The sequence below is a fragment of the Akkermansiaceae bacterium genome (genome assembly GCA_024233115.1).
Classification (GTDB): Bacteria; Verrucomicrobiota; Verrucomicrobiia; order Verrucomicrobiales; family Akkermansiaceae; genus Oceaniferula.
In genome coordinates this window covers 148841-172304 of the sequence record JACKQB010000007.1, presented here as the reverse complement: position 1 = coordinate 172304, position 23464 = coordinate 148841, and the positions used below count along the sequence as shown (strand labels likewise).

General features: G+C 57.4%; 13 protein-coding genes and 1 tRNA gene. 8 read left to right on the top strand and 6 right to left on the bottom strand.

Annotation, left to right across the window (positions count from 1 at the left end):
• The first annotated feature begins 98 nt into the window (after positions 1-98).
• Positions 99-1652 (top strand): hypothetical protein, encoded by a 1554-nt coding sequence (locus H7A51_18325; GenBank protein ID MCP5538174.1) that lies wholly within the window; start codon positions 99-101, stop codon positions 1650-1652.
• Between the two features lie 52 nt (positions 1653-1704).
• A tRNA-Leu gene (locus H7A51_18320) sits at positions 1705-1790 on the top strand.
• Between the two features lie 211 nt (positions 1791-2001).
• Here the strand turns inward: H7A51_18320 and H7A51_18315 are convergent.
• Together H7A51_18315 and H7A51_18310 are read right to left on the bottom strand one after the other, a co-directional pair.
• Positions 2002-4005, bottom strand: a complete 2004-nt coding sequence (locus H7A51_18315) for an ATP-binding protein (protein MCP5538173.1) — start codon at positions 4003-4005, stop codon at positions 2002-2004.
• Positions 4006-4009: 4 nt separating this feature from the next.
• Complete coding sequence (locus tag H7A51_18310; GenBank protein ID MCP5538172.1) at positions 4010-4672, bottom strand: response regulator transcription factor; 663 nt, start codon at positions 4670-4672, stop codon at positions 4010-4012.
• A 187-nt stretch (positions 4673-4859) separates the two neighbouring features.
• Here H7A51_18310 and H7A51_18305 point away from each other — a divergent pair, with 187 nt between their 5' ends.
• The 3 genes from H7A51_18305 to H7A51_18295 are packed head-to-tail and all read left to right on the top strand — an operon-like array spanning position 4860 to position 9807.
• Entirely contained in the window at positions 4860-7508 is a 2649-nt protein-coding gene (locus H7A51_18305) for a hypothetical protein (protein MCP5538171.1), read from the top strand.
• Positions 7509-7543: 35 nt separating this feature from the next.
• On the top strand, positions 7544-8524 hold the full coding sequence (locus H7A51_18300; protein MCP5538170.1) for a family 43 glycosylhydrolase: 981 nt from the start codon (positions 7544-7546) through the stop codon (positions 8522-8524).
• A gap of 32 nt (positions 8525-8556) precedes the next feature.
• Positions 8557-9807, top strand: a complete 1251-nt coding sequence (locus H7A51_18295) for a hypothetical protein (GenBank protein MCP5538169.1) — start codon at positions 8557-8559, stop codon at positions 9805-9807.
• 24 nt (positions 9808-9831) lie between these two features.
• Here the strand turns inward: H7A51_18295 and H7A51_18290 are convergent, their stop codons facing one another.
• The 4 genes from H7A51_18290 to H7A51_18275 all read right to left on the bottom strand — a co-directional run bounded on the left by H7A51_18290 (position 9832) and on the right by H7A51_18275 (position 15195).
• Positions 9832-10566 carry a hypothetical protein gene (locus H7A51_18290; GenBank protein ID MCP5538168.1) on the bottom strand — a complete coding sequence of 245 codons (735 nt, stop codon included), beginning with the start codon at positions 10564-10566 and terminating at the stop codon, positions 9832-9834.
• A 3-nt stretch (positions 10567-10569) separates the two neighbouring features.
• Entirely contained in the window at positions 10570-12048 is a 1479-nt protein-coding gene (locus tag H7A51_18285; protein MCP5538167.1) for a hypothetical protein, read from the bottom strand.
• Positions 12026-14236, bottom strand: coding sequence for a hypothetical protein (locus H7A51_18280; protein ID MCP5538166.1), 2211 nt, complete (start codon positions 14234-14236; stop codon positions 12026-12028). The genes H7A51_18285 and H7A51_18280 overlap by 23 nt, the downstream gene beginning before the upstream one ends.
• A gap of 248 nt (positions 14237-14484) precedes the next feature.
• Positions 14485-15195: a PEP-CTERM sorting domain-containing protein gene (locus H7A51_18275; protein ID MCP5538165.1), complete on the bottom strand. Its 711-nt coding sequence runs from the start codon at positions 15193-15195 to the stop codon at positions 14485-14487.
• A gap of 426 nt (positions 15196-15621) precedes the next feature.
• Here H7A51_18275 and H7A51_18270 point away from each other — a divergent pair, with 426 nt between their 5' ends.
• The 3 genes from H7A51_18270 (at position 15622) to H7A51_18260 (ending at position 23315) form a co-directional block, all read left to right on the top strand.
• Positions 15622-18963 (top strand): hypothetical protein, encoded by a 3342-nt coding sequence (locus tag H7A51_18270; GenBank protein ID MCP5538164.1) that lies wholly within the window; start codon positions 15622-15624, stop codon positions 18961-18963.
• A 70-nt stretch (positions 18964-19033) separates the two neighbouring features.
• Positions 19034-19786: a hypothetical protein gene (locus tag H7A51_18265; protein ID MCP5538163.1), complete on the top strand. Its 753-nt coding sequence runs from the start codon at positions 19034-19036 to the stop codon at positions 19784-19786.
• A 106-nt stretch (positions 19787-19892) separates the two neighbouring features.
• Positions 19893-23315, top strand: a complete 3423-nt coding sequence (locus tag H7A51_18260) for a hypothetical protein (GenBank protein ID MCP5538162.1) — start codon at positions 19893-19895, stop codon at positions 23313-23315.
• The last annotated feature ends 149 nt before the right edge of the window (positions 23316-23464 follow it).

The following is a 23464-nucleotide window of genomic DNA, read 5'->3' as shown; positions in this document are numbered from 1 at the left end:
TGAGTGCATAAATGCTTTTTTCTTAGTGGCCAAAATAAAGGTGAACGGATAGGCTTTGCGCATACTCCAAGAGGTGAGACGTATAACCAGTCAAGATTATGAGGATTCAATGCCCCGAATGTAGCCAGAGATTTGATGTGACCGAGGATTTCCTCGGCAAGACCGTGGAATGTGGTTCCTGCGACGGTAGGTTCAAGGTGTCTATGGACGAGGTGGTCAAAGAGAAGGAAAAATTCTACCCTGGCGAGAAGCGGGATTCACATCTTGAGCGGTTTGGAAGGAGTGCGCACGAAGGTGCCGCCAATGTTGAATTCGCCCAGGCCCACTACCAGCCGAATGTTAATTTCGACCAGGTAGGTCCACCGCGGCCGCGCCGTACTGTGGCGATGATGTCGGGTATCGCCCTGATGTCGTTGATCATCATTGTGTTCCTTCTTGCGGGAGGCAAGGAGGGGGCGATGCGGGATATGGAAACCATGAACCGCTTTATTCTATGCGGGTTTTCGGCCTTGGTGGGAGGTTTGCTTGTGATCTATGGGACCGCACACAATAGAAAGCTTGGTGTGTTGCTGACCTTGGTATTTGCGGCGATCCTACTGGCTCTACCCGTCTTGTTTCCAGGCAATCCGACCAGTGCTTCCACGGAGCCGATCGTCCTGATTGATGGAGGCGGTGAGGACAACACATCCGCGCAGGCGACCAGGATAAAGGACGACTACTTGTTTGAAATAGGCTATGAGCCGGTCAGTGACGCTATTGCCAAGCATCCCAAGGAGTCGGTGGTAGGTATTTTCATCCGGAGCGCCAGCGAGACGGTCCGGGAAAAAATTGCTTCGTTTCTCTATGAAGCGACCGACAAGGTGAGTCGGGAAACGCTCTATCGACGTGGTGAATCCGGAGAGGACGGGTTGGTTTTACTGGTGGAACAGAAAATGACGATCGATGAAATCGCCGCCCTATGCACAAAATTCGGACGTATTGAGAAAATCGACAAAGAGCTGCGGATTATCGATATCGCGGTGGAAACGGCCAAGATTGCTTCACTCGACAAGTATAAGGTGCTCGACTCGGAAAGCCTTGATTTTGAGGCACAGAACCTGAAGGCGTTGAAAAGTTTTGACCCGAGGGAGCAAATGGATGCGGTGAAGCGCCTGGCCGGAGCGAAGCCCCGGGCACTCAGGGACGACATCACGCAGGAGTTACTCAAGATGCTGCCCCTGAGTAAAGCCGACTTGCAGTTGGAAATCATCAACGCGCTGAAGGTATGGGCGCTGCCTGATTCAGGTGCGGGCCCGATTGTGCTGGAGGCGGTGAAAGAACTCCACCTCCAGGGCAAGGTATCCAAGACCTCGATGGAGTTGCTGATTGCCCATCAGGTTGACGGTGCTGACACCATCCTCATGGAGCTCTGGCATAAAGACCCCGTCAAGTGGTCGGATGTCCTGCTTCAACTCGGCAGTGGGGCGGAGGTGCTGCTCCTGCCCAAGGTCAAGGAGATGGACGTGGCCCACGTGACCGCGGCTTCGGATATCATCGGCAAGGTGGGAACCGAGGCGGGTATCGAATTCCTCGAGGGCATCATGCCAGACCTGGACGAACACAGGAAAAAATCGCTGCAAGCTGCCATTGACGAAATCAAAAAGCGTCAATAGTCTGCACGCCTTGCTCGGCTGGCCTGCGGGTCGGCGAGGTGATTCCAAGTACGCCGCCATGGCGGAATTGGTAGACGCGACGGATTTAAAATCCGTTGAATGGTAACATTCGTGCCGGTTCGATCCCGGCTGGCGGTACTTGGTAATACAAGGTTTTACAAGGGTTGCAGCGGTTTTTGCTGCGGTCTTTGTTGTTTTGGCGTGCGTGCGATGTTTTTGTTAGGTGCACATGGGTTCGCTGAAGAGGGGGGGAGAAAGCAGCAAAGGAACAGCGTACCAGGTAAACACGCGCGACTTGTGGCGAGGAGTGAAACGATGGGAGAAGGCCTGCCGGAGAATCCGTTGTGTTTTACAGGCGCGCCTGGAGAATGAGCTTCAGCCCTTTACCGGGTTGGGAGTCGATTTTGAGAACCCCGTCCAATCTGTTCGCCCTTTGTTTGAGTGTGCGGAGGGCGCGGGGCCTGGCTAACTGCGCGGGGGTCATCCCTATTCCGTCATCCTCAATGCTTAAAGTCAATTGGCGGGTATTGTTAGACAGGGTGATTTTCACCTCATTGCACTGCGCATGTTTCTGGCAATTGCTGAGGGCCTCTTTGTAGAAGAGGATCAGGTCCTTGCGTATTTGTGCGCTCAGGCAGTCCTCGGTGTTGGTGAAGCCGGAGCTGTCGAAGGTGAATTTTTGATCCGCCAGGACGAGTTCCGCCAGTTCGCGCATATAGGCGAGGACGTTCTGGGCGCGTCCGACCCGTGGCGCGGTGGTGTGCAGGACCTCGCGCAGGCCGAAGACACTTTCCTTGCTGAGCCGGAGGATGGCATTGAGGCTTTTGTGTTCGTCCGGCTTGTTGCTTTTCGCCCGCAGTTGCCCGGCATGGAGGACGATGGCGGCGAGATTGCTGCCTGTTTCATCGTGGAGGTCGCTGGCGATACGTTCCCGTATTTTCTGGATTTCGAGTTGTGCCCGCCTGCGGCTTCGGATGCTGATGAATATGGCGAGTAGGATCAGGGCTGAGGTCAACAGGGATGAACTCCACAGTGTTGTGGCCCGGGTGGTTGCGAGGATGGCTGTTTGCCGGTCCTTCAGTGATGCCTGTTCCTCTAGCAGTTTTTGCCGCATGGCCAATCCTGTGATCCACTGGTGGTGGGAGATTACTTTTCCGGTTTGAGTCATGCCGTCATAAACCGATGCGAGGGTCCAGAACAGTTGGTCGTCGGAGGGTTCGAATTTCTGGCTCTTCCGTTTGGGGGTTAATGTCGAGTTCTGGAATGTCGCGGGAACAAGAATGGGCACACCGTGCAGCATCGGCGTGATCTCACTGAGTTGGATGATGATATTCTGTCTGTTACCGAGATTGGCCGCCTCGTAGATGGTAAGGCGGACACCTCGTATCTTCGATTCCTTGAAGTGGAAGATGGCGGGGTTCAAACCAGGGTTGGTGTAGGCGGTGTTTTTGTATGCGTTTGACGCCTGGATGACCTGACCGTTTGGGTCGAGCAGTTCAATGGCGAACCTGACGGGGAACGATTGCCCGGGTTTGTGGATGATCGCCGGATCGAGGCGGACCGCGTCCACCAGTGTATCCTGGTCAAAGGTGATTTCGCAGACATAGGGATGAATGAGGCTATGTTTGCCGGGGCCGTAATAGAGGCCGAGCCCCTTGGGGGTTTCCGGTCCGATTTCGGGTAAACCCAGTGGTGTTTGGCCGTTGGTAAGGTAATCGAGGGAGAAAATGACCATGTCCTCTCGACCTTTTGACCCCCAGACGGTGGCGCGGGGCGCGATATTGGACTGGTCCGAGAAAATGAAGATTTCGGCAAACCCTGCGCCATAGTGGGGAGTGGCGGTCTCTTTGGTGAGATTGGTGCAGACGATCTTGATGTTGTCCGTCGCCACGGTGTCAAACTCAATCAATTCCGGGAGCGAGCGCCGGATCGTTGTTTGTGTGTCCGTAACCCGGGCAAGCGTCACCAATTCCCCATTGATGTTAGCCTTGATCTCGATTTGTCCAGGCCAGTAGGCATTTTCGGTGACTTTCCCCTTGTCCCCGAGATAGAGCCGAAGCGGCAGCAGCGCGACGGAATTGACCGGATGTGGCTGGTGCCACTTGAAGCTGAGAATGACACGGTCTTCCGCCGTATCGAGCCAGTGGGAAAGGTATCCCCCGGTGGCGGTGGGCACACCTTGATAGGGGGAGGGGAGGAGTTGCAGCTCCCTGGTGATCGCCTTGAGGCGGGCGTCGATTTCCCGGTAGTCCTGACTGAACCGGAGTGCGGTGGAGTGCTCCCAGGTATCTCCTGCCGCCTGCAGGATCGAGCAAAGAAAGAGAAAGAGGATACGGATGCCGGTTCGTTTCACGATGCTAGATTAAACCCTTCTCAATGGCTTTGCTTACCGCTCCGGAGACATTGTGAACCTGGAGCTTGCGGTAGATCGACTTGATGTGGGTGCTGATGGTATGGATACTGATTCCGAGCGCATCGGCGGCATATTGTCGGCTGGCTCCTTTTTCCATTTCTGTGAGGACAGCGATCTCGCGTGAGGACAATTGCTCTGATGCTGCCGCGGGTTTGAACTTTGAGAAGGTGGCAAAAACCATCTGCGCGATCTCGGCGCTCAGCGGTGCGATCCCATGGTAGGCATCCTCAATTCCCTGGATGGTGACATCCAGATCGTCGGACTTGATCAGGTAACCGGATGCCCCGGCTCCCAAGGCTTGGAAGACCCGGGTTTTGTTATCGAATACCGTCAGCACGAGGATCTGGGTTTTGGGGGCTGCCGCGCGCAGCAGGGGAATGGCATCAATCCCATCCATGCCGGGTAGTCCCAGATCAAGGATGATGATGTCCGGGCTTTGTCTGGTTTCCTTGAGATGATCGAGGATGTCCTCGACATTGGAAAAGGCGGCCTGGCAGCGTAGCCGGTCCGTGGACGCCATGGCATCGCTCAGGATGGTGCGATAGTCGATGTGATCCTCCACGATGCAAACATCGATCGGCTCATTGGTGTGTTGTTTGGGAGGCATGGGTAGTGATACACTAACTTAAGAGACAGATTTTTCCGGTCAAGCTATGAATTCCAGGCTTAAATTTCATGCTTAATATACCCTTTTCTGGGTATTTACGGAATACTGCGGAGTCTGTAGGTTTAGTTTGCGACTCATTGAGACCGTTCCTCATCTGATAAACAACGAAACAGCAAAAGACAGATCAATGAAACCCCTCCTTCAAATCGCCGGATTAACATTTGTTTGTTGGTTGGCTTCTGCAACCACGCAGGCTGGGGTCGTTCCTCTCAAGGATACCGGAGCCCGTCCAACGATTGCGGCAGTTGATGATAATAAACCTGGGGACACGGGCAAACTATACCGAAAAATGATTCCGGCCGGGAAGGACCTGGATGCCGATTGGTTGGCCTCGCTGACCGAGCGTGGGCATGCACTCGATGCTGCAATTACGGGGAGTAAAAAGGATGACACCCTCAAATACATCGGTATGCCGGTAGGGGGCATTGCCTGCGGCACTCTGGTGATGGATGGCGCGGGACAGCTTTATTCATGGAATATCTTCAGCGATTCTTCGACGGGTGTTGTCAAGCAGGACGTGGAATTGCCGGAGGGCTATATCGGTTTTAAAAACGGATTGAGAAAGACCATTCGAGTGTTAGACGGCGCGAACTTTATGAATCCGCCGACGATTGAAAAATTTCCTGCGCCACTGGCTCAAGGCTTTGCCATTAAGTTTGCGGATGGTGTGGTCCGGGTTTTGGGCGAGAAGGATTGGGAAACGGTCGAGTTCAAAGGCCGATGGCCCATCGGTGAAGTGAGCTATCAAGATTCACATTCGCCGCTCGAGGTGACCTTGAGTGCCTATTCTCCCTTTATTCCGTTGAACGTGGAAGACTCAAAGCTACCTGTCACCGTACGCAGCTATCGCATCAAGAACCGGTCAACGAAGCCGGTAAGCTTCGATCTGCAGGGGTGGATGGGGTATCCGAAGTATACGAAAGCTCTTGGAGGGAAGCCCGGACGAGTGGCCCAGAAAGACGCCACCAGCTTGGTTTACTCGATGCAGTTACCACAAAAAGGGAAAGGGCGAAAACCAACGGTCCAGACCAAGGGGTCGATGGCATTGACCTATTTGGGAAAAGCCAAACAGGTCGATCATGACGGCACGCCCGGATTGAACGCTTCGTTTACCTTGGCCGCAGGGGAGACCAAGGAGTTCACCTTTTTGATTTCGTGGCATTTCGGTCTTAATGCGTATGCGCCGAAATTTGCGAGCGCCCAGGCCGTGAGTGAGTATGTGGTCAAAAACTTCCAGCGTCTCTCTGCCGATACCCAGCGCTGGGTCGATACCTGGAATGATTCGACCTTGCCGCAGTGGTTTATGGATCGTGCCATGGCGCCGGCCAGCACACTGCAGACGGCGAACGTAAAGTTTGCGGGTGATCGATTCTGGGCCACGGAGGGCATTGGTGCAGGACCTGGCACCTGCACGCACGTCTGGGCCTACGCGCAGGCAATGGGGCGTTTGTTTCCATCCTTGGAGCAGAACCTGCGTGAGAAGACCGACTTTGGTGAAGGCCGCAACAGCCAGTTGCCTGATGGTGGAGTTCCCTTCCGCCCAAGCAACAATGCGCAGGTCGCAATCGATGGTCAGTGCGGCACCGTTCTACGTTCCTATCGTGGGCATTTGGTGTCGGCGGATTCGGCGTTTCTAAAACGCAATTGGCCGAGCATCAAAAAGGCGATGCTCTACCTGATCGAGTTTGATAAAAACGACGATGCCTACGACGGACTGCTCGACGGCGAGCAGCACAACACACTCGATGCCGAGTGGTATGGCAAAGTGCACGTCCTCTGTTCGCTCTATCTAGCAGCACTGCGTGCGTCTGAAGAAATGGCGCTCAATGCAGGTGATAAGGATTTTGCCAAGCTCTGCCGTGATACCTTCGCGATGGGCAGCAAAAACATCGAGAAGCTCTACAACGGTGAATATTATGTACAGATCGAAGATCCGAAACATGCGGATGCCATCGGGGTAGGGCCTGGCGTTTATATTGACCAGGTCTATGGACAGTTCTGGGCCGATCAGGTTGGGCTAGGCCCGCTCTATAACCAGGAGCATGTCCACTCTGCATTGAATGCGGTTTGGAAATACAACTACCTGACCGATGTCGGACCCTTCCGCGAGGTGTTTCGCAAGGGACGTTTCTATGCCTGGAAAGGCGACGGTGGAGTCATTATGTGTTCCTGGCCCAATGGCGGCATTACCGCGAAACAGCGCGAGTTTTGGACCTTTGGTTATTTCAATGAAGTGATGACGGGCTTTGAACATCAGCTTGCAGCGCACATGATCGGGACCGGTGATCCGGATCTGCTGCTGAAGGGACTGGCCGTTATGCGCACGGTGCACGATCGCTATGCCCCAGCAAAACGTAATCCGTATAACGAAATCGAGTTTTCTGATTTCTATGCGCGGGCTATGGCTTCGTACGGGAGCCTGATTGCGATCAGTGGCTTTGCATACAACGGCCCGGAGGGAATGATCGGGTTCAACCCGTTGGTGCACCCCGACAATTTCCGTGTTCCATTTACGGCAGCGAAAGGGTGGGGGACATACAGCCAGACTCTGGGTAACAAAGAAATGAAGGTGGAGTTCAATCTGAAATATGGATCGCTGAGGCTTCAAACCATTCGTCTAACACCTAAAAAGGAGCAGTCGACCCATGCGCAAGTCACGCTCAACGGTAAAACGCTGGCGGCAAACCTTGAATCAAATAAAGGCGGGGCTTCGATTGGCCTTTCCGAGCCGGTTACACTCAATGCAAATGACCGCCTGCTCATTCAACTTAAGTAAAAAGACCACCTGGGAAAATATCATAAAATAAAGAGATGAAGAAATTGTATTGTTTAATAATGGTTATGGGCGCATTCGTCGCGCAGGCGGGCGCTGCCCCTGCGCAAACAGCCAAAAAAGCCACCGTCACGGTCACCCATTCCGAACTCACCGGTATCGGCAAGGAAAAGGGTGTCATGCGCCGCGATCCGAGCGATGTGATCAAGGTGGGCGATCTTTTCTACGTCTGGTACTCGAAGGGGGCGATCTCTCCCGGATACGATGCGACCATTTGGTATGCCACCTCGCCGGACGGGCATCAGTGGACGGAAAAGGGCATGGCGCTCGCAAAAGGGAAACCTGGAACCTGGGAAGGGGAAAGTGTGTTCACACCGAACATCCTGGTTGCCGAGGGACGGTACTGGCTGTTTTACACGGGGGTTTCCAAAAAATACGGCAAGGGCTACAACCCGGATTCAAAAATTGGTATTGCGTCGTCGGACTCTCCCGACGGTCCATGGCAGCGTGGTACCGCCAACCCGGTGATCACAAACAGTAGAAACAAGGAGGACTTTGATAGTCATCTCATTGATGATGCTTGTCTGATTGTTAGGGATGGCAAGTACTGGTGCTATTACAAAGGACGGCAGTTGGGAAAAGGCCCTGGCCAAACGCAAATGGGGGTGGCTATCGCGCACAAGCCCCAAGGCCCGTACATCAAGCATGAGGCAAACCCGGTTATCCCCGGTAACCATGAGGTGCTGGTCTGGCCCCAGGGCAAAGGTGTGGCGGCGATGATTGGAACCACCGGTCCGGAGGAAATTACCAACACCGTCCAGTATGCGGAGGACGGGATTCATTTTACCAAAACCCACGAAGTTGAAAATGGCCCGTGGGCCGGCGGCGCCTACCGTCCCGAGGCGTTTACCGGGAGTGGTTCGGGCGATCTGCCCCAATGGGGGGTTGAGATCGGCAGGGCCAAAGGCTACCTTCCATTCATCCACCGTTTTGATTGCCGCCTCGTCCCCAACGAATAACCAAGCCAACCAACCAACCAACCAACTAACCGATGAAAACCCGAAATCTATTCGCACTGTTTGCCCTGCCTGCCATACTGGCGCAGAGCGGCTGCCAGGAGAAAACCACGACTACCGGAACGGGTGCTTTTGCGGATGACGCCGCCTTTATGAAAAAGCATACCGACCTGCTTGTCCTGAAAAAGGGTGACTCTGCCGTGGCGGTGGCACCGGCCTGGCAGGGGCGGGTGATGACCAGCACCTACGACCACGACTCCGGGCCGAGCTTCGGCTGGATCAACCGTCCCGTCATCGAAAGGGGGATACTCTCCGAGGAGGAGGCCAAGGGGAAGCTGGAGTCGCATATCTATATCTTTGGCGGTGAAGAACGCTTCTGGCTCGGGCCGGAGGGCGGGCAGTATGCCTTGTATTTCAAGCCGGGGGCTAAGTTTGAATTTTCCGACTGGAAAACGCCCGCCGTCATCGACACCGAGGCCTTTAAAATGGTCAGGCAGACCGAGGACTCGGCCACGTTCGAGCACAGCGCGGATCTAACCAATTTCAGCGGCACCCGGTTTAAAATAGGTATCCAGCGCACAGTCACCGTTCTGGGTAAAGAGGACGCTGCCAAAATGCTCAACGTGGAGCTCGGTGATGACATTCGCATGGTCGGTTATGAAACGGACAACCGGATCACTAACAAGGGGGAGGAAGCCTGGAAGCCCGAGACCGGTCTGCTCTCTATCTGGATGCTCGGCATGTACAACCCGTCACCCACGACAACGGTGGTCATCCCCTTCAAAGCCGGCAGTGAAGACGAGCTGGGGGCGAAGGTCAACGACAGCTACTTCGGCAAGGTGCCTGCGGAATACCTGCAAGTCAAAGACGACATCCTGTTTTTTAAAGGCGACGGCACACGGCGTGGCAAGATCGGGATCAGCCCGCAGCGCTCGAAAGGGATCGCCGGCAGTTATGATGCGGCTGGCAAGGTGCTTAACATCGTGACCTACAATGTGCAGGACGCGCCTAACGGATTTGTCAATTCCATGTGGGAAATGCAGGAGCACCCCTACGTGGGCGATGTCATCAATTCCTACAACGACGGATCGCCAGAGCCGGGAGCGGCACCACTCGGGCCGTTCTATGAGTTGGAAACCTCATCACCCGCCGCCGCACTCAAACCGGGGGAGGCCATGAAACACGTGCAGCGCACATTCCACATTCAGGGGCCGGAAGCAGAGCTCGACGCCATTTCACTCCGCCTGCTGGGCGTGAACCTCGAGACCATCAAAAAGGCGTTTTAGAAATTGCCTGGGGGATGACGCCCGTTAGTTGTTGGCTGGCGTCACGTTGACGATTTCAGCAATGATGATGGTCTTCAGCTTCCCTTCGGCTTTTTTCGGGGAAACAATGAAGACCAGCTCGCGGGACCGGGGCTGGCCGAATAGGCGGCGGGCAAAAACAGGGGTTCCTTTTTTGTCCCGGATCACAAGCGACATCAGTCCTCCCTTGTCTGCCATTTTTGCGTTGAACACCCTGATTTCCCTGGGCGACAGGCGTTCGGACACATCGCCAAAGCTGACGTTGAGCACCGTTCTGGTAAAATTGGCAAAACAAAAAGTACCCGCTGGAAAGGTGTCCAGAGAGTCCTCGATACCTAACACCGATAATGGCAACCCCTCCTTTTTATTCCCTTTTGGGGCCCCTTTGGCTATCAGGAACAGCATGCGTTTGGCATTCTGCGGGAAGGTGGTTTTGCCGACCAGTTGCCACCCTGGTTTTCCGTTCGGCTTGTCCTTTTTGATGTAGACGGCAAAGGTTTCGGAACGTTGCATCGAGTAGAGTTCGGAGCGACGGCCAGGTGTCATTTCTATGCGCTCCATTTCCCCTCCGTTGGAGAAGTAGATATCTGTATAGGGCAGCTTGCCCCAGCTCACACACGAAAAGGTCGGGTCGTTCTCTGCGGCCTTTACGGCGGCAAGTGAAAAACAGGCAAAGGCCAGCACCGCGATGGTCGCGAGCGCGGACGGCGGGACGAGGGGGGGGAGGTGTGGTTTTTTCATAGTCTAGATTTCGTTCTGAGCCAGCCAGCGGAATTGAATGAGTTTAAAACGACGGCCAAACTTCTGGTTCAAAGGGTTCAAGGTGGATGCACCGCTGGGGTCGGCGACCTCGTCCCACGGCTCATTGTTATCCGGGTCGTTCGCTGTGTCCAGATACTCCGGAATACGCTGCACCACGGCCTCGCACATCGCCTGGGCCACGATGCTGGTGCCGTCAGCCGACCTGACTTCGCCATAGGCGCGGATGCGGAATGTGTCGGAGCGCGCACTCAACCGGGGCGCAAGCGGCTGCAGCAGGTCGGCCTGGGTGATGTCGGTGACGATACCTGTGGTGGTCGGGCGGTTGCCAGGCATCGGGTTTGAAAAACTACCTCTCAGGTTGCTTGTCGCATAATTGACCGTACTTCCGCCGGCGCCTGCGTGCACCTGTGAGTTGATTCCGGAATCCTCGATGGCTGCCTGCAGCGCGCCCATGTAATGGGTCGCATCCTTCCTGGGTTTGCCAACGCGGTGGTTGACGAAATCGGCCAGGCTCATGAACGGACCGCGCAATTTCACCTGCTTGACAATCTCTTCCGCCAGGTCGTCGATCTGCGCATTACTCAAACGCGAAAGCCCGGACCAGTATTGCTCCGCTTGTTTACTGGATGCCGGGGAGGTGCCTCGTGGATATGGACTGGTTCCCGCAGAGCCGGAGTCGTTTCCCCCCTGCGCATAAGTTACCGCCAGCCCACGGTTGGCACGGAGCAAGGCCGTCCAGGCTCTCACCGAGGTGGAATTGACATTAAAGCTACCGGCAATCAGGCTGTAGGCTCCCATTTTCCGATAGCCATCCTCCGCAACGAGGGCATCAACGGCATCCGGGGCGGATTCGCCCTCCGGTAAATACGGCTGCAGCACCGGGTTGGCCTGTGCCTGGCGGTAGTCGGCTCCCTTGACTTCAAAGAATTTTTCCAGGGTTTCCTTGAGGGTTCCGGTCGGGGAGTAACTGCCGGTCAGGGTGAACTCCGGGGCAAGGCCGGACAGGTAATAACGATCGAACAGGGCGTCGTTAATCAGCCATGATGTGTCGGAGACGGTAATCGAGCTCGACGAACCGGTGTCCCCGCCTTCATTAAAGCGTTCGGGCAGGGGGCCGTAGGGGGAAACCGGGTCGATGAACGGGCTGGCAAGCGAATTACCCGCAGCACACATGGGCTCGTCGGCCCGGACGGAAAGATTGGCGTGTGCGAACTGGGCCAGTGAAAAGATCGGTCCGGTAGGGATGTCGACCATCGGTATCGCTGAAGAGCCCGAGACACCGTCAGGATTACCATAATTGGCTCCCCAAAACCCGTTTTCCGGCTGAAGTGCCGGGAGAATGACACCGCTTGTCTCCAGGGCCGCCGCATGGTTGCTGGCAAAGTCCCTGTTGATCGAGACAATTTCCTGGTTCCAGGAGCCGGCCCGGACCCCGGTGTTACCGCTTGCGCCCTGTGCCATGGGATTGAACTGCGCGAAGATTTCCAGGGGGGGTTGCGTTCCCGCCCGAGAAATTCGCCGGTGACGCCAGCAGGGAAAAGACACCGCAGAACTGTTTGCTGCCAGCGATGGACGCGCTCGTATACGGCCCTGCCGCCTCAGCCATGGTGACCTGGTTCATCACCTTCGCGGGTTCAAACTTGTCGACCCTTGCCATCTCATCAGAATAGGTGAAATAAGGGAAGCAGCTTCGTAGGGTGGGGCCGAAGTTCGATATGTTTTTCAGGGCTGCATTCTTGGTGGCCGGGTCTTGCAAGTGGGTTCCCACGAAATTTTCCGGAGTCGCTCCTGTCATTGCGAAGGCTACGCGGATGGATGAAAAGTCGGACACTTTGATCTCACTCCATGAGGGGGGGAACTTCGTGATCAGCGCCCCGCTGCCGGCATCCAGACTGGCACCGGGAAAGGCATCGGTGTTGTAGGGATGCCTGGAGCCGGGGGATACAAGGCTGGGATCGGTTGGCGGGGAATAGACCTTTACCTCGCCGGGCGCCAGGTCCACGTTGGTGATGGAATAGCTGAGCCAGCTGCCCACGTTCAGGTTGCCATAGCCGGCTGCGCGGGCGATGTAGTCCTGGACATCGGCTGCGGGTCTGGGGCTTCCGTCCAGCCATATCCTGATCTGCCCCGGTAACGCGGCTCTGAACGTGATGATGTACCGCTCGGCTTTCAAGCGGTGGTTATACGGGTTCCATAGGAAAAAGATGGGGTCGATCCCCAGTGCGAGCTTTTCCTCGCCAGGAGCACTATCGGGAGTGGAAAGCACGCTGAGCAGGGAAGTGTATCCCAGCATCACCGGGGCGTAGTTTGCTTCAAACGGCCTCTCCAGATAAAATTTGTTTTTGTGGTAAACCTGGTCCCAGAGCAGGTTTCCGGCAACGTTCCCGGCTATCGGCAGGACGGTGTAGGGGCCACTCGGTTCGCTCCCGTTCGGGAAGGTTGCGCGGCTTGATATCTGGTAGTTGCCGGGGGTGCCGGTCAGCCTTTTGTAGGAATTCGCGTAGTCCCTCAGGGTCCACCATGTCGGTCCCCGGATGATCGCCGAGCTGTCCTGAATATCACCCGAGAAGGGTTGGCCGGAGGAGCTTGTATCGCCGTAGATATACCTGGCCGTCAGGCCGCCGACGCTTTGTATCCCCGTCTGGGCATCGCTTCCCGGGGTCTCGCCAACAAACTCACCCCATTGCCGGTTGAATTTGGTTGGCGGGTTGGCATAGGCGGAGCCGTTCCAGCTCAGGTTCGCTTCACCGTCCATCTCGAAGGCCAGGCTCAGGTCGCGGCGTAGACCTCCTTTTTTCACATCCGCCATCACCCCCCGGCTGCCGATGGTCATGTCGTGACGACGGCTTCTCAGCCAATCACTCCGGTGTGTTGTATCCCCCACCACCAGTGGTAGGTCCGCTGTGCTGATGGCTTTGTCGATATGATCGAGCCAGGCATTGCCCCCGCCATACTGGATCGGATAAGATACTTTGCCGCTGAAGGGGCCTTGGAAAACCTCATAGTCCACGCCAGGTGCGGCGGCCAGTCGGGCGGCTTGCTTGCGCTGGTCTCGGTTAAACTCACCTTCATTCCATGCCAAATCAGCTTTCACCCCCTCGTCCTCCACCCAGTAAGCATAGGAGCCTTCGTTGACACTTACCTTGGGAACCCTCACCGAGGATACATCATCCTCGCCTTCAAAAATAAGAAGGTCATCGGCAGTGGTGCTTGCCGATACCGAGCCAAGCGTGGAGCTCATGCCGGCATCTGGAGAGGAGACCAACCATTTTACAAAAGACCTTTGGTCAGGGGATGACGGGGCATAGCCGGATGTGTCCCATACGCCCACCCAGTGGGCACGTCCGTCTGATACGCTTGTGCTTTCCGACAGAACTTCGGCAGTCGCGGTAATCCGCTGGTCGGGTCCTGTGGATTTTTGCAGCTCCCCGATCGCTATCATCAATCCCATGCGGGCGTTCGCGCGGGCCGCGTTCATCGCATCATCATGCCGGGAGTTTCTTAGTTCGATGGTGGATAGACTTAACATCGCCAGCGCGATCATCACCAGCAAGACCATCACGCTAATGGTCGCGATCAACGCGAATCCATCACGGCAGCACAACACGTCAGATGATACGGTGGGCTCTTTGCGGAAGTTTGGTTTCATGATTGATGATACTCAAAGGATAAGATGCAGCATGATGCATTGCTAATATACATACCCCCTATCCAGCAGTAAATCCCCTAAAAAGGGTATATTATCCTCAAGATTATCTTAAATCGACAGCCCGCCCCCTTCGACAGCCCGCGCCCTCTTTCCCCCAAACTCACCCCGTTTCCCCAAACGCAAAAACGCCTTTTACATGGGCGTAAAAGGCGTTTGTGGATAGATGTTCTACGGCTTGCGCCGTTGGTTTAGCTGGCGTTCCTGCGGCGGCGTGTGGCCAGCGCAAGCAGGGCGACGGCCCCCATGGAGACGGTGCTCGGCTCGGGGACGAGCTGATAGCCGAAGCCGTCGAAGAAGGTGCGGCCTTGTCCGCTGGAGCCATTGGTGCCGGCACCGGTTTCACCGTTGGGAATGTCATCGACAAAGGCGTAGATGATGCCCCCGCCTGTGGCTGTGGCGGTGCCGAGGTAGCTTTCCCGCAGGGTGGCGTAGGAAGTTGGCAGTCCGAGCGCTCCACCGTTGGCAAAGTAGGTGTTAGGATTGGCTATGGCGGTGCCGGGGTTTCCAGAGGTGCCGCCGTAGGGCGTCAGGGAGCCTTCGGCAAGCCCGAGGCGGACGTCCCATGCGGAACTGCTGTGCCAGTATCCGTAGATCTGGTAGGTCTGGCCATCGGTGAGTCCGCTGATCGTGGTGCGGAGGATGGGCACGTTCTCTGTGTTGCTGGCGCTGCCGGTGCTGGCTTCGAGCACGTTGCTGAGGAGGCCAGCGTCTGTGCGGTTGCGCCAGTTGTTGTCCGTGCCGCTGTTGCCGCCGAGCGTGATGGCACCGCCAGTGGTCAGCGTTGTGTTGCCGCCGTTTGTGGGATCGACATCCACATAGGTGATGGCGGCGGAGGCCTGCATGACGAGGCCAAGGCCGAGCAGCAGACCGAGGGGGGCTGTTTGGATTGTTTTTTTCATAATGGCTTTTGTTGGTATGTGTTTGTTGTTGATGGGGGTTAACGTTGCTTGTTCTGATCCTCAGTTGGCATTGGCGCACGTGCGCTCTCTATCATTGCCGCCTCGATGAAGCAGCGCGATGCTGCGGGTACGGGACGGTATTATCATCCATTGGGTATCATTACATCCTGTCTTGTAGTGTAACAGGATGCATTTGTCTGTCTCAAATACTTGTCGATTTGTCCCAGCGGGGTAGGGTAGGCCAGGTCGTTGATATTGAGGGGGTAAAGCAGGTGTTCAAATATGGACACGCACGAAAACCATGTTGACTTGTGTGTATTCAATGTGAACACTGATAGAAAGATGTTAATGGTCCATCCAGCACCTGTTTGCAGTATATTTTCCACGCCCAGGCGGGGGTTTGCACTGATCGCTTCCATCAGCGTGATGACCCTGCTGCTGATGATCGCGCTGGCAATGCTGAGCCTGGGCACGATGGAAGTCCGCGGCAAGTCATCGCAATCTGCACAGATGGAGGCCCGCGCCAACGCCCGTCTGGCGGTGATGATCGCCATCGGTGAACTGCAGAAACACGCCGGGCCCGACCAGTCGGTCACCGCCCGGGGCGCCATCACCGGTGCGCCTGACGCAAGCGGCACGCCATTGCCGAACGGCTGGCTGACCGGTGTCTGGCCGACCCTGGCCGTACCCGAGGGCGACGCCCTGGGCCGGGACCTCGCCCTGCGCCGGGTTTCCAAAAAGGGGGTCTATCTGGTTTCGGGCAACGAGATGCACGTGGTGGAGGAGGGCGACGACTACCCGGCCGGCTACTTCACCCCGGCGAGCTCCCCCCCCTCTGACGCGGTGGTGATGGGAAGATTCGGTACGGACGGAGTCGAGCAGACGGTCCGTGTGCCGAGGGTCGCCAGCGGCAACGGAGCCTACGCATACTGGGTCGAGGACGAGGGGGTGAAGGCGCGGCTCGACCTCACCCACCCGTTCGAAGGCAGCACGGAGGATACGGAGAAACTCGCGGCCGGCCTGATGGGTCACCGCTTGCGGGCGGACTGGATCCCGGGCGGCACCACCCCGGCATCCGCGGACGGATTGAAAAATCTGCCGCAGGACGGAGCGGCCGCCACCTGGGGCAGGGTGGTGAGTGTGGAGACAAGCGAGCTCGCCGGTGCTGACCCGGCGGCGATGGCTGCCGCCCTAAAAGGTTTTGGCAACGACCTGAGCACCTCGTCACGCAGTCTGCTGACCGACACCAAACGCGGCGGTTTTCAAAAGGACCTCACCAGCGCCTTCCAGATGTCACGCAGCCAGGTTATTGGTCTCTCTGGCTCAGAGTTGTTTCCCACGGAGCTGGTGTTCCCCCAGCAGGGAACGGCGGATGACGGGGAGACAGTTGGACGTGATTTCTCGCTGCGGCCGGGCGGCGCGCCATGGGTGCTTCTGTGGGATTACGCTAATCTCGAAAGCAATGGCAACACTCCGCTGGAGATGCGTCACTGGAGCACGTCCAATGTCAGGGACGGCAGCGCCATCAACGAGTTCATGCCGGTGATCAACCGGGTGCAGTATTTCTTCGATGTCTCCTACGAGGCCGCCGGGGATGACCAGTACTATGTCGTCTTCCACCTGTTTCCCATGGTCACCCTGTGGAACCCGCACGATGTGCCGATGTTGGTGAAGCCTTTTACTATTTCCCTGGCGGCTAACAGAAACGCCAGTGCCGCATGGAAAAATCTGGAATTCGATTACAAACTGGACGGCACCTACCAGTGGGTCGATAACGCTGGCAATCCACAGGACCCGGCGTACACCCCGCCTGAGATGCGCTTTGGCGCGGTGAGTTTCCGTTCAACCAAAGACATCGAAATCCCGGCCGGCAAGGCGATGATTTTGACAACCCCTGCAGAACACATCGCTTATAGTGACGCTGTGTCCCATGATCTGGTGCCGGTTTGGCAGGATGGCTTTGGTCTTTCTAACCAGGGAGCCAAGGTTAGGTTTGTGGATCCTCCCGGGATTGAGGTCACCCGCCACGCGCTCGCCTCTAACGATTACGGGGGAGGCTCCCGCATGTATTCGGGCACCCTTGGCTTTCACCTGGAGGGTTTGAACTGGGATTTGGATGGCCGGAATGGCACAAGTTGGGAGTTTGTCCCCCAGGTGAGACCCCCGGAGGCACCGCTCGTTGGCAACAGCCCGCGCTGGGGTGGCGTGCTGGTGCGCAAAACCGTTGAGAACCAAATGTCGGTATTGGTCGGGCAAAGTACAGGCAATGCCTACCCGGCCAACCGACTGGGGCATTACAACATCCGCGGGCATGGCTTCGCCTACGTGGGGAATGCCGTGGGCACGCCGCCGCAGTTCATCACCGGCACCTTTGTGGCCGGCTCGGATGTAACCTCGTATGTAAAACCGGACATCGTCAATGCCAGTGATACGCAGGGCCCGCACTACGCGTATGTCGACCCCTCCGACAGCACTTCGGGCTCGCCGGAGGAGAAAATCTTCCACATCCGCCGCCCTGGTGAGCCATTGCTTGCCCTGGCTGAGTTTTCACACGCCGCCCTCGGTCGCGGGTATTTGCAATCAGGTGGTGGAAAATCCTATGAAGGTCGCAATACAGGGGATGATCTTGAGGCAACATTTCCAGTGGGCACCTCACTTCGTCCGCCGCACCACCCGGCGGGTGCCATCCGTGCCAACACTTGCCTGGACAATAGATGGGGTGAGTGGGGGATCAATAGAAGTATGGTGGACGATGAGACCGCCGGGATGGCCTACCGCATGGACAGCGCCTTCCTCTATAACAACTTCCTCTGGGACAGCTATTACCTGAGCGGCAGCGATGCCGCCGGAAGTGGATTCGCGCAGTTCCATAACTCCAACCTCAGTTTCATCAATTCCGCGGGCCGCGAGAAATTCAAACAGGCCGACCTGGTGGAGCGATCTAACGACGGTTTGTCGCATGTCATGCTCAACGGCGGCTTCAACGTGAACTCCACCTCGAAAGCCGCCTGGAAAGCATTGCTGGCCTCGACCGTTGGACTCGCCGGTAATGCCGGTAGCAGCGCCGACGGGCCGGGCTACACCTCCCGGGGCATGGCCGAAACCCGGTTCGAGCACCTCAACCCGGGGGCAAACCACACATCCTCCGTGAACTACACCGGTGATGCCCGCAGCCTCACGGAGGAGGAGCTGGACGGACTGGCGGAGCGCATCGTCGGGCAGGTCAAACTGCGCGGGCCGTTTCCCTCGTATGCGGCATTCGTCAATCGCAGCCTGCGGCCGCAGGACCACCTGCGCCCGAACTTGGCCGCTGATCAGGTTTCTAACAGGGGTGCCTTGCAGGCGGCCATCGAGGGTGATGAATCGACGGATCTCAATGCCGCGCTCTCGCGTGATGCGTGGATTGCCCCCCGGGATTTACCGGCTTCGAATGTCTATCAGACCAACCTCAATGGCGGGGTTTACAAGGAGGCACTTGAAATGGCACTGACCTATGGCGCTCCAATGTCTCTCGACCAGATGAATATCCTCGCGAAAGTCGGGCCGATGCTCAGGCCTCGCTCGGACACCTTCACCATCCACGGCTACGGTGAGGCGAAGGATGCCGATGGCAAGGTGGTCGCCACCGCAAAATGCGTCGCCACGGTGCAGCGCGTGCCGGAGTGGGTCGGCGGGGAAACAGCCGCCACGGATGTTCCGGCTGATGGCACAACGGCCGCGACGTTTGGCCGCCGGTTCCGGGTGGTGGCTTTCGAGTGGAGAAAATGATCTAGATTTGACAACCGACGGTGCATTCGCCGATGATGCCGTATCCGCCATTCCCCTAACAAATTAACCCATGACATCCCGTTCATTCCGCACCGTCGCCCTATTCATTGTTACGATGATGATTGTACCGATCACCGCCTTTGGCCAGGGAGGGGAGGACAAACCCGAGGTGAGTGCGAGTCTGCGCCTGTTCATGTGGGCGATGAAGCGGAGCGTGATCCTGGATGGCGACGGGGGTGATCCTGGAAACAAGGACGGCATCGACCTCAGCGCGCTTTATATTATCAGCGGGGACAAGAAGTCCGAGGTGCCGGCGAATTTGAAAGTGGGGGCATACTCGCGTCCGTTCAACTACAAGGGTTTGAAAACGCTGCGTTTTCACAGCGCCCAGGATGACCGGCACGTGGGGGATGTGATCCTGCCTGCCGGTCGTGGCCAGTATGTGCTCCTGTTTATTCCAAAGGGAAAAAAATACCAGATCGTGCCTCTTCCCTACGGCGGTGAACGGGGAGTGAAAAACGGGGAGCTGAACGTTTACAATATGTCCGGCAAAGTTGTGGGTGTGCAGATTGGCACGCAAAAAAAGGCACTCAAAGACAGGGGTTCACATACCTTTGACGTGTCCCGGTTTACCGACTATCAGATGCCCATCGCCGTCTACGAGCGTCTCGACGCGTCATGGAAAAAGGGGGGGGTGAAAACCCGCATGGCGGTCCGCTACGATATCAAAAACATCGGCGTCATCTATCAGATCGGTGAAAAAGGGCGCGTCGGTTTCACCCTACTGCCGCCCATGCTCAACAGAACGGAAAAATCCGAGTGACGGAGTCCACCGGGGATGGCAACAGGTCACAAGCTGGTGTTCAAATATGGATGACGGAGAAAGCCGTGTTGACTTGTGTGTATCCAATGTGAACCCTGATAGGAAGATGTTAATGGTCCATCCAGCACCTTGTTGCAGTGCCTGTCCAACCCAGCGTCGGGGGTTTGCACTGATCGCCACCGTCAGCGTGATGACCCTGCTGGTGATGATCGCGCTGGCGATGCTGAGTTTAAGCACCTTGTCAATGCGTGCAAGCCGGGTAGGGGACGCCCGGATGGAGGCCCGCGCCAACGCCCGTCTGGCGGTGATGATCGCCATCGGTGAACTGCAGAAACACGCCGGGCCCGACCAGTCGGTCACCGCCCGGGGCGCCATCACCGGTGCGCCTGACGCAAGCGGCACGCCATTGCCGAACGGCTGGCTGACCGGTGTCTGGCCGACCCTGGCCGTACCCGAGGGCGACGCCCTGGGCCGGGACCTCGCCCTGCGCCGGGTTTCCAAAAAGGGGGTCTATCTGGTTTCGGGCAACGAGATGCACGCGGTGGACGAGGCCAACGACTACCCGGCTGACTACTTCACCCCGGCGAGCACACCACCCTCTGACGCGGTGGTGATGGGAAGATTCGGTTCGGACGGAGTCGAGCAGACGGTCCGTGTGCCGAGGGTCGCCAGCGGCAACGGAGCCTACGCATACTGGGTCGAGGACGAGGGGGTGAAGGCGCGGCTCGACCTCACCCACCCGTTCGAAGGCAGCACGGAGGATACGGAGAAACTCGCGGCCGGCCTGATGGGTCACCGCTTGCGGGCGGACTGGATCCCGGGCGGCACCACCCCGGCATCCGCGGACGGATTGAAAAAACTGCCGCAGGACGGAGCGGCCGCCACCTGGGGCAGGGTGGTGAGTGTGGAGACAAGCGAGCTCGCCGGTGCTGACCTGGCGGCGATGGCTGCCGCCCTAAAAGGTTTTGGCAACGACCTGACCACCTCGTCACGCAGTCTGCTGACCGACACCAAGCGAGGTGGTTTTCAAAGGGACCTCACCAGCGCCTTCCAGATGCCACGCCTCGAGCTGGATGCACTCTACGGCACGAAATTATTTCCCACGGAGCTGGTGTTTCCGCAGCAGGGAATCACACCTGACGGGGATACGTATGGACTTTATTTCTCGCTGCGACCGGGCGGCGCGCCATGGGGGGTTCTTTGGGATTATGCCAACCTTGAAAATGATGGCGTCACCCCGCTGCTGGTGCGCCGATGGAGGACGTCCAATGTCAGGGACGGCAGCGCCCTTAACGAGTTCATACCGGTGATCACCCGGGTGCAGTATTTTTTTGATGTCTCCTACGAGGATATCGGAAATGATCAATATTACGTGACCTTCCATCTGTTTCCAATGGTGACCCTCTGGAACCCCTACGATGTGCCGATGGTGGTGAGGCCCTTTTGGATTCGCCTGGCAGCAAATGCAAACGCCAGTGCCGGCTGGGCGGAGTTGGAGTTCGATTACTCCTTAAACGGCACTTACCAATGGGTCGATAACGCCGGTAATCCACAGCCCCCGGGTTACACGCCGCCAGAAATGCAATTTGGCAAGGTGCAGTTGCTTTCAACCAAAGACATCGAAATTCCGGCCGGCAAGGCGATGATCTTGACGACTCCAGCAGAACACATCTCCTACAGCCAGACAAAGGCCCAGGAACTGGTGCCCGTCTGGCAGGATGGTTTTGGTCTTTCTAACAGGGGTGCCAGGGTGAGGTTCGTGGACCCTCCCGCAATCAACATCAGTTTCCACAAGCGCATCAACAATAACTACGGCGGTGGAACCCGCATGTATTCCGATCATATCGGCTTTCACCTGGAGAAGTTGAGATGGGATTTGGACGATGGCGCCGGTGCAAGCGGTGAGTTTGTCCCCCAGGTGCGACCACCGGCGGCTCCGTTGATCGGCGACAGCCCGCGCTGGGGTGGTGTGCTGGTGCGCAAAACCATGCATAACCAGTTGTCGGAATTGTTGTCCGAGGAAAGCGCGGCCAACGTCTATCCGGCGAACCGACTGGGGCATTACAACATCCGCGGGCATGGTTTTGCCCACGTGGGCACCACCTGTGAAACGCCGCCGCAGTTCATCACCGGCACCTTTGTGGCCGGCTCGGACGTGACCTCTTATGTCAAACCGGACATCGTCAATGCCAGTGATTCAAGCGGCCCGCACTACGCGTACGTCGGCCCCTCCGACACCACTGCGGGTGTGGAGGAGGAGAAACTCTTCCACATCCGCCGCCCCGGCGAGCCGATGCTTTCACTGGCGGCTTTCTCCCACGCCTCCCTCGGTCGCGGATACCTGCAATCAGGCAGCTATCGAAAGTCCTATGAATACCGCAACACGGGTGATGACCTTGAACCCACGTTCGCGGTGGGCACCTCCATTCGTCCGCCGCACCACCCGGCGGGTGCCATCCGCGCCAACACCACCAAACACGGTGAGTGGAATATTGACCGCGACATGGTGGAGGACAAGACCGCCGGCATGGCCTACCGCATGGACAGCGCCTTCCTCTATAACAACTTCCTCTGGGACAGCTATTACCTGAGCGGCAGCGATGCCGCCGGGAGTGAATTCACGAAGTTTTATAACTCCAACCTGAGTTTCATTGATTCCGCGCACCGTGAGAAGTTCAACCAGGCCGACCTGGTGGAGCGCGCCAGCGACGGTATGTCGCATGTCTTGCTCAACGGCGGCTTCAACGTGAACTCCACTTCGAAAGCCGCCTGGAAAGCGGTGCTGGCCTCGACCGTCGGCCTCGCCGGGAAAGCAGGCGGCAGTGACAACGGACCGGGCTACACCACCCGGGGCGTGGCCACAACCCCATTCGCACCGCTTGATCCGGCCTCAAACCATACCACCGCCACCAATTACAGTGGCGACGCCCGCAGCCTCACGGAGGAGGAGCTGGACGGACTGGCGGAGCGCATCGTCGGGCAGGTCAAGCTGCGCGGGCCGTTTCCCTCGTATGCGGCATTCGCCAACCGCAGCCTGCGGCCGCAGGACCACCTGCGCCCCGGCTTGACCGCGGAGCAGGTTTCTAACAGAGGTGGGCTGCAGGCGGCCATCGAGGGTGATGAAACGACGGACCTCAATGCCGGGCTCTCGCGCGACACCTGGGTGGACCCCCGGGATCTGCCGGACTCGGAGGTCTATAATACCGATGTCAACGGCGGGGTGTACAAGGAGGCTCTGGCCATGGCGCGGAGCTATGGCACCCCGATGTCCATCAACCAGATGAAGATCCTCGAGAAAATCGGCCCGATGCTCCGGCCTCGCTCGGACACCTTCACCGTCCACGGCTACGGTGAGGCGAAGGACGCCGACGGCAAGGTGGTCGCCACCGCAAGGTGCGTCGCCACGGTGCAGCGCGAGCCGGAGTGGGTCGGCGGGGAAACCGCCGCCACGGATACCCCGTCGGACGGCTCGCTCGGCGCGCAGTTCGGCCGCCGGTTCCGGGTGGTCGCCTTCGAGTGGCGACAATGATCCAGGCTGACAGCCGGTGACCATATGCCTGCCATCGACCTAACAGGTTAGCCCGTGGTGTCAAACATCGATAAAAGAGGGCCGGTGGGTCCACTGTGCCACTCTCCGTGGCAATCTGCAAAAACCCCCTTTTTAGGGTATATGCAGAT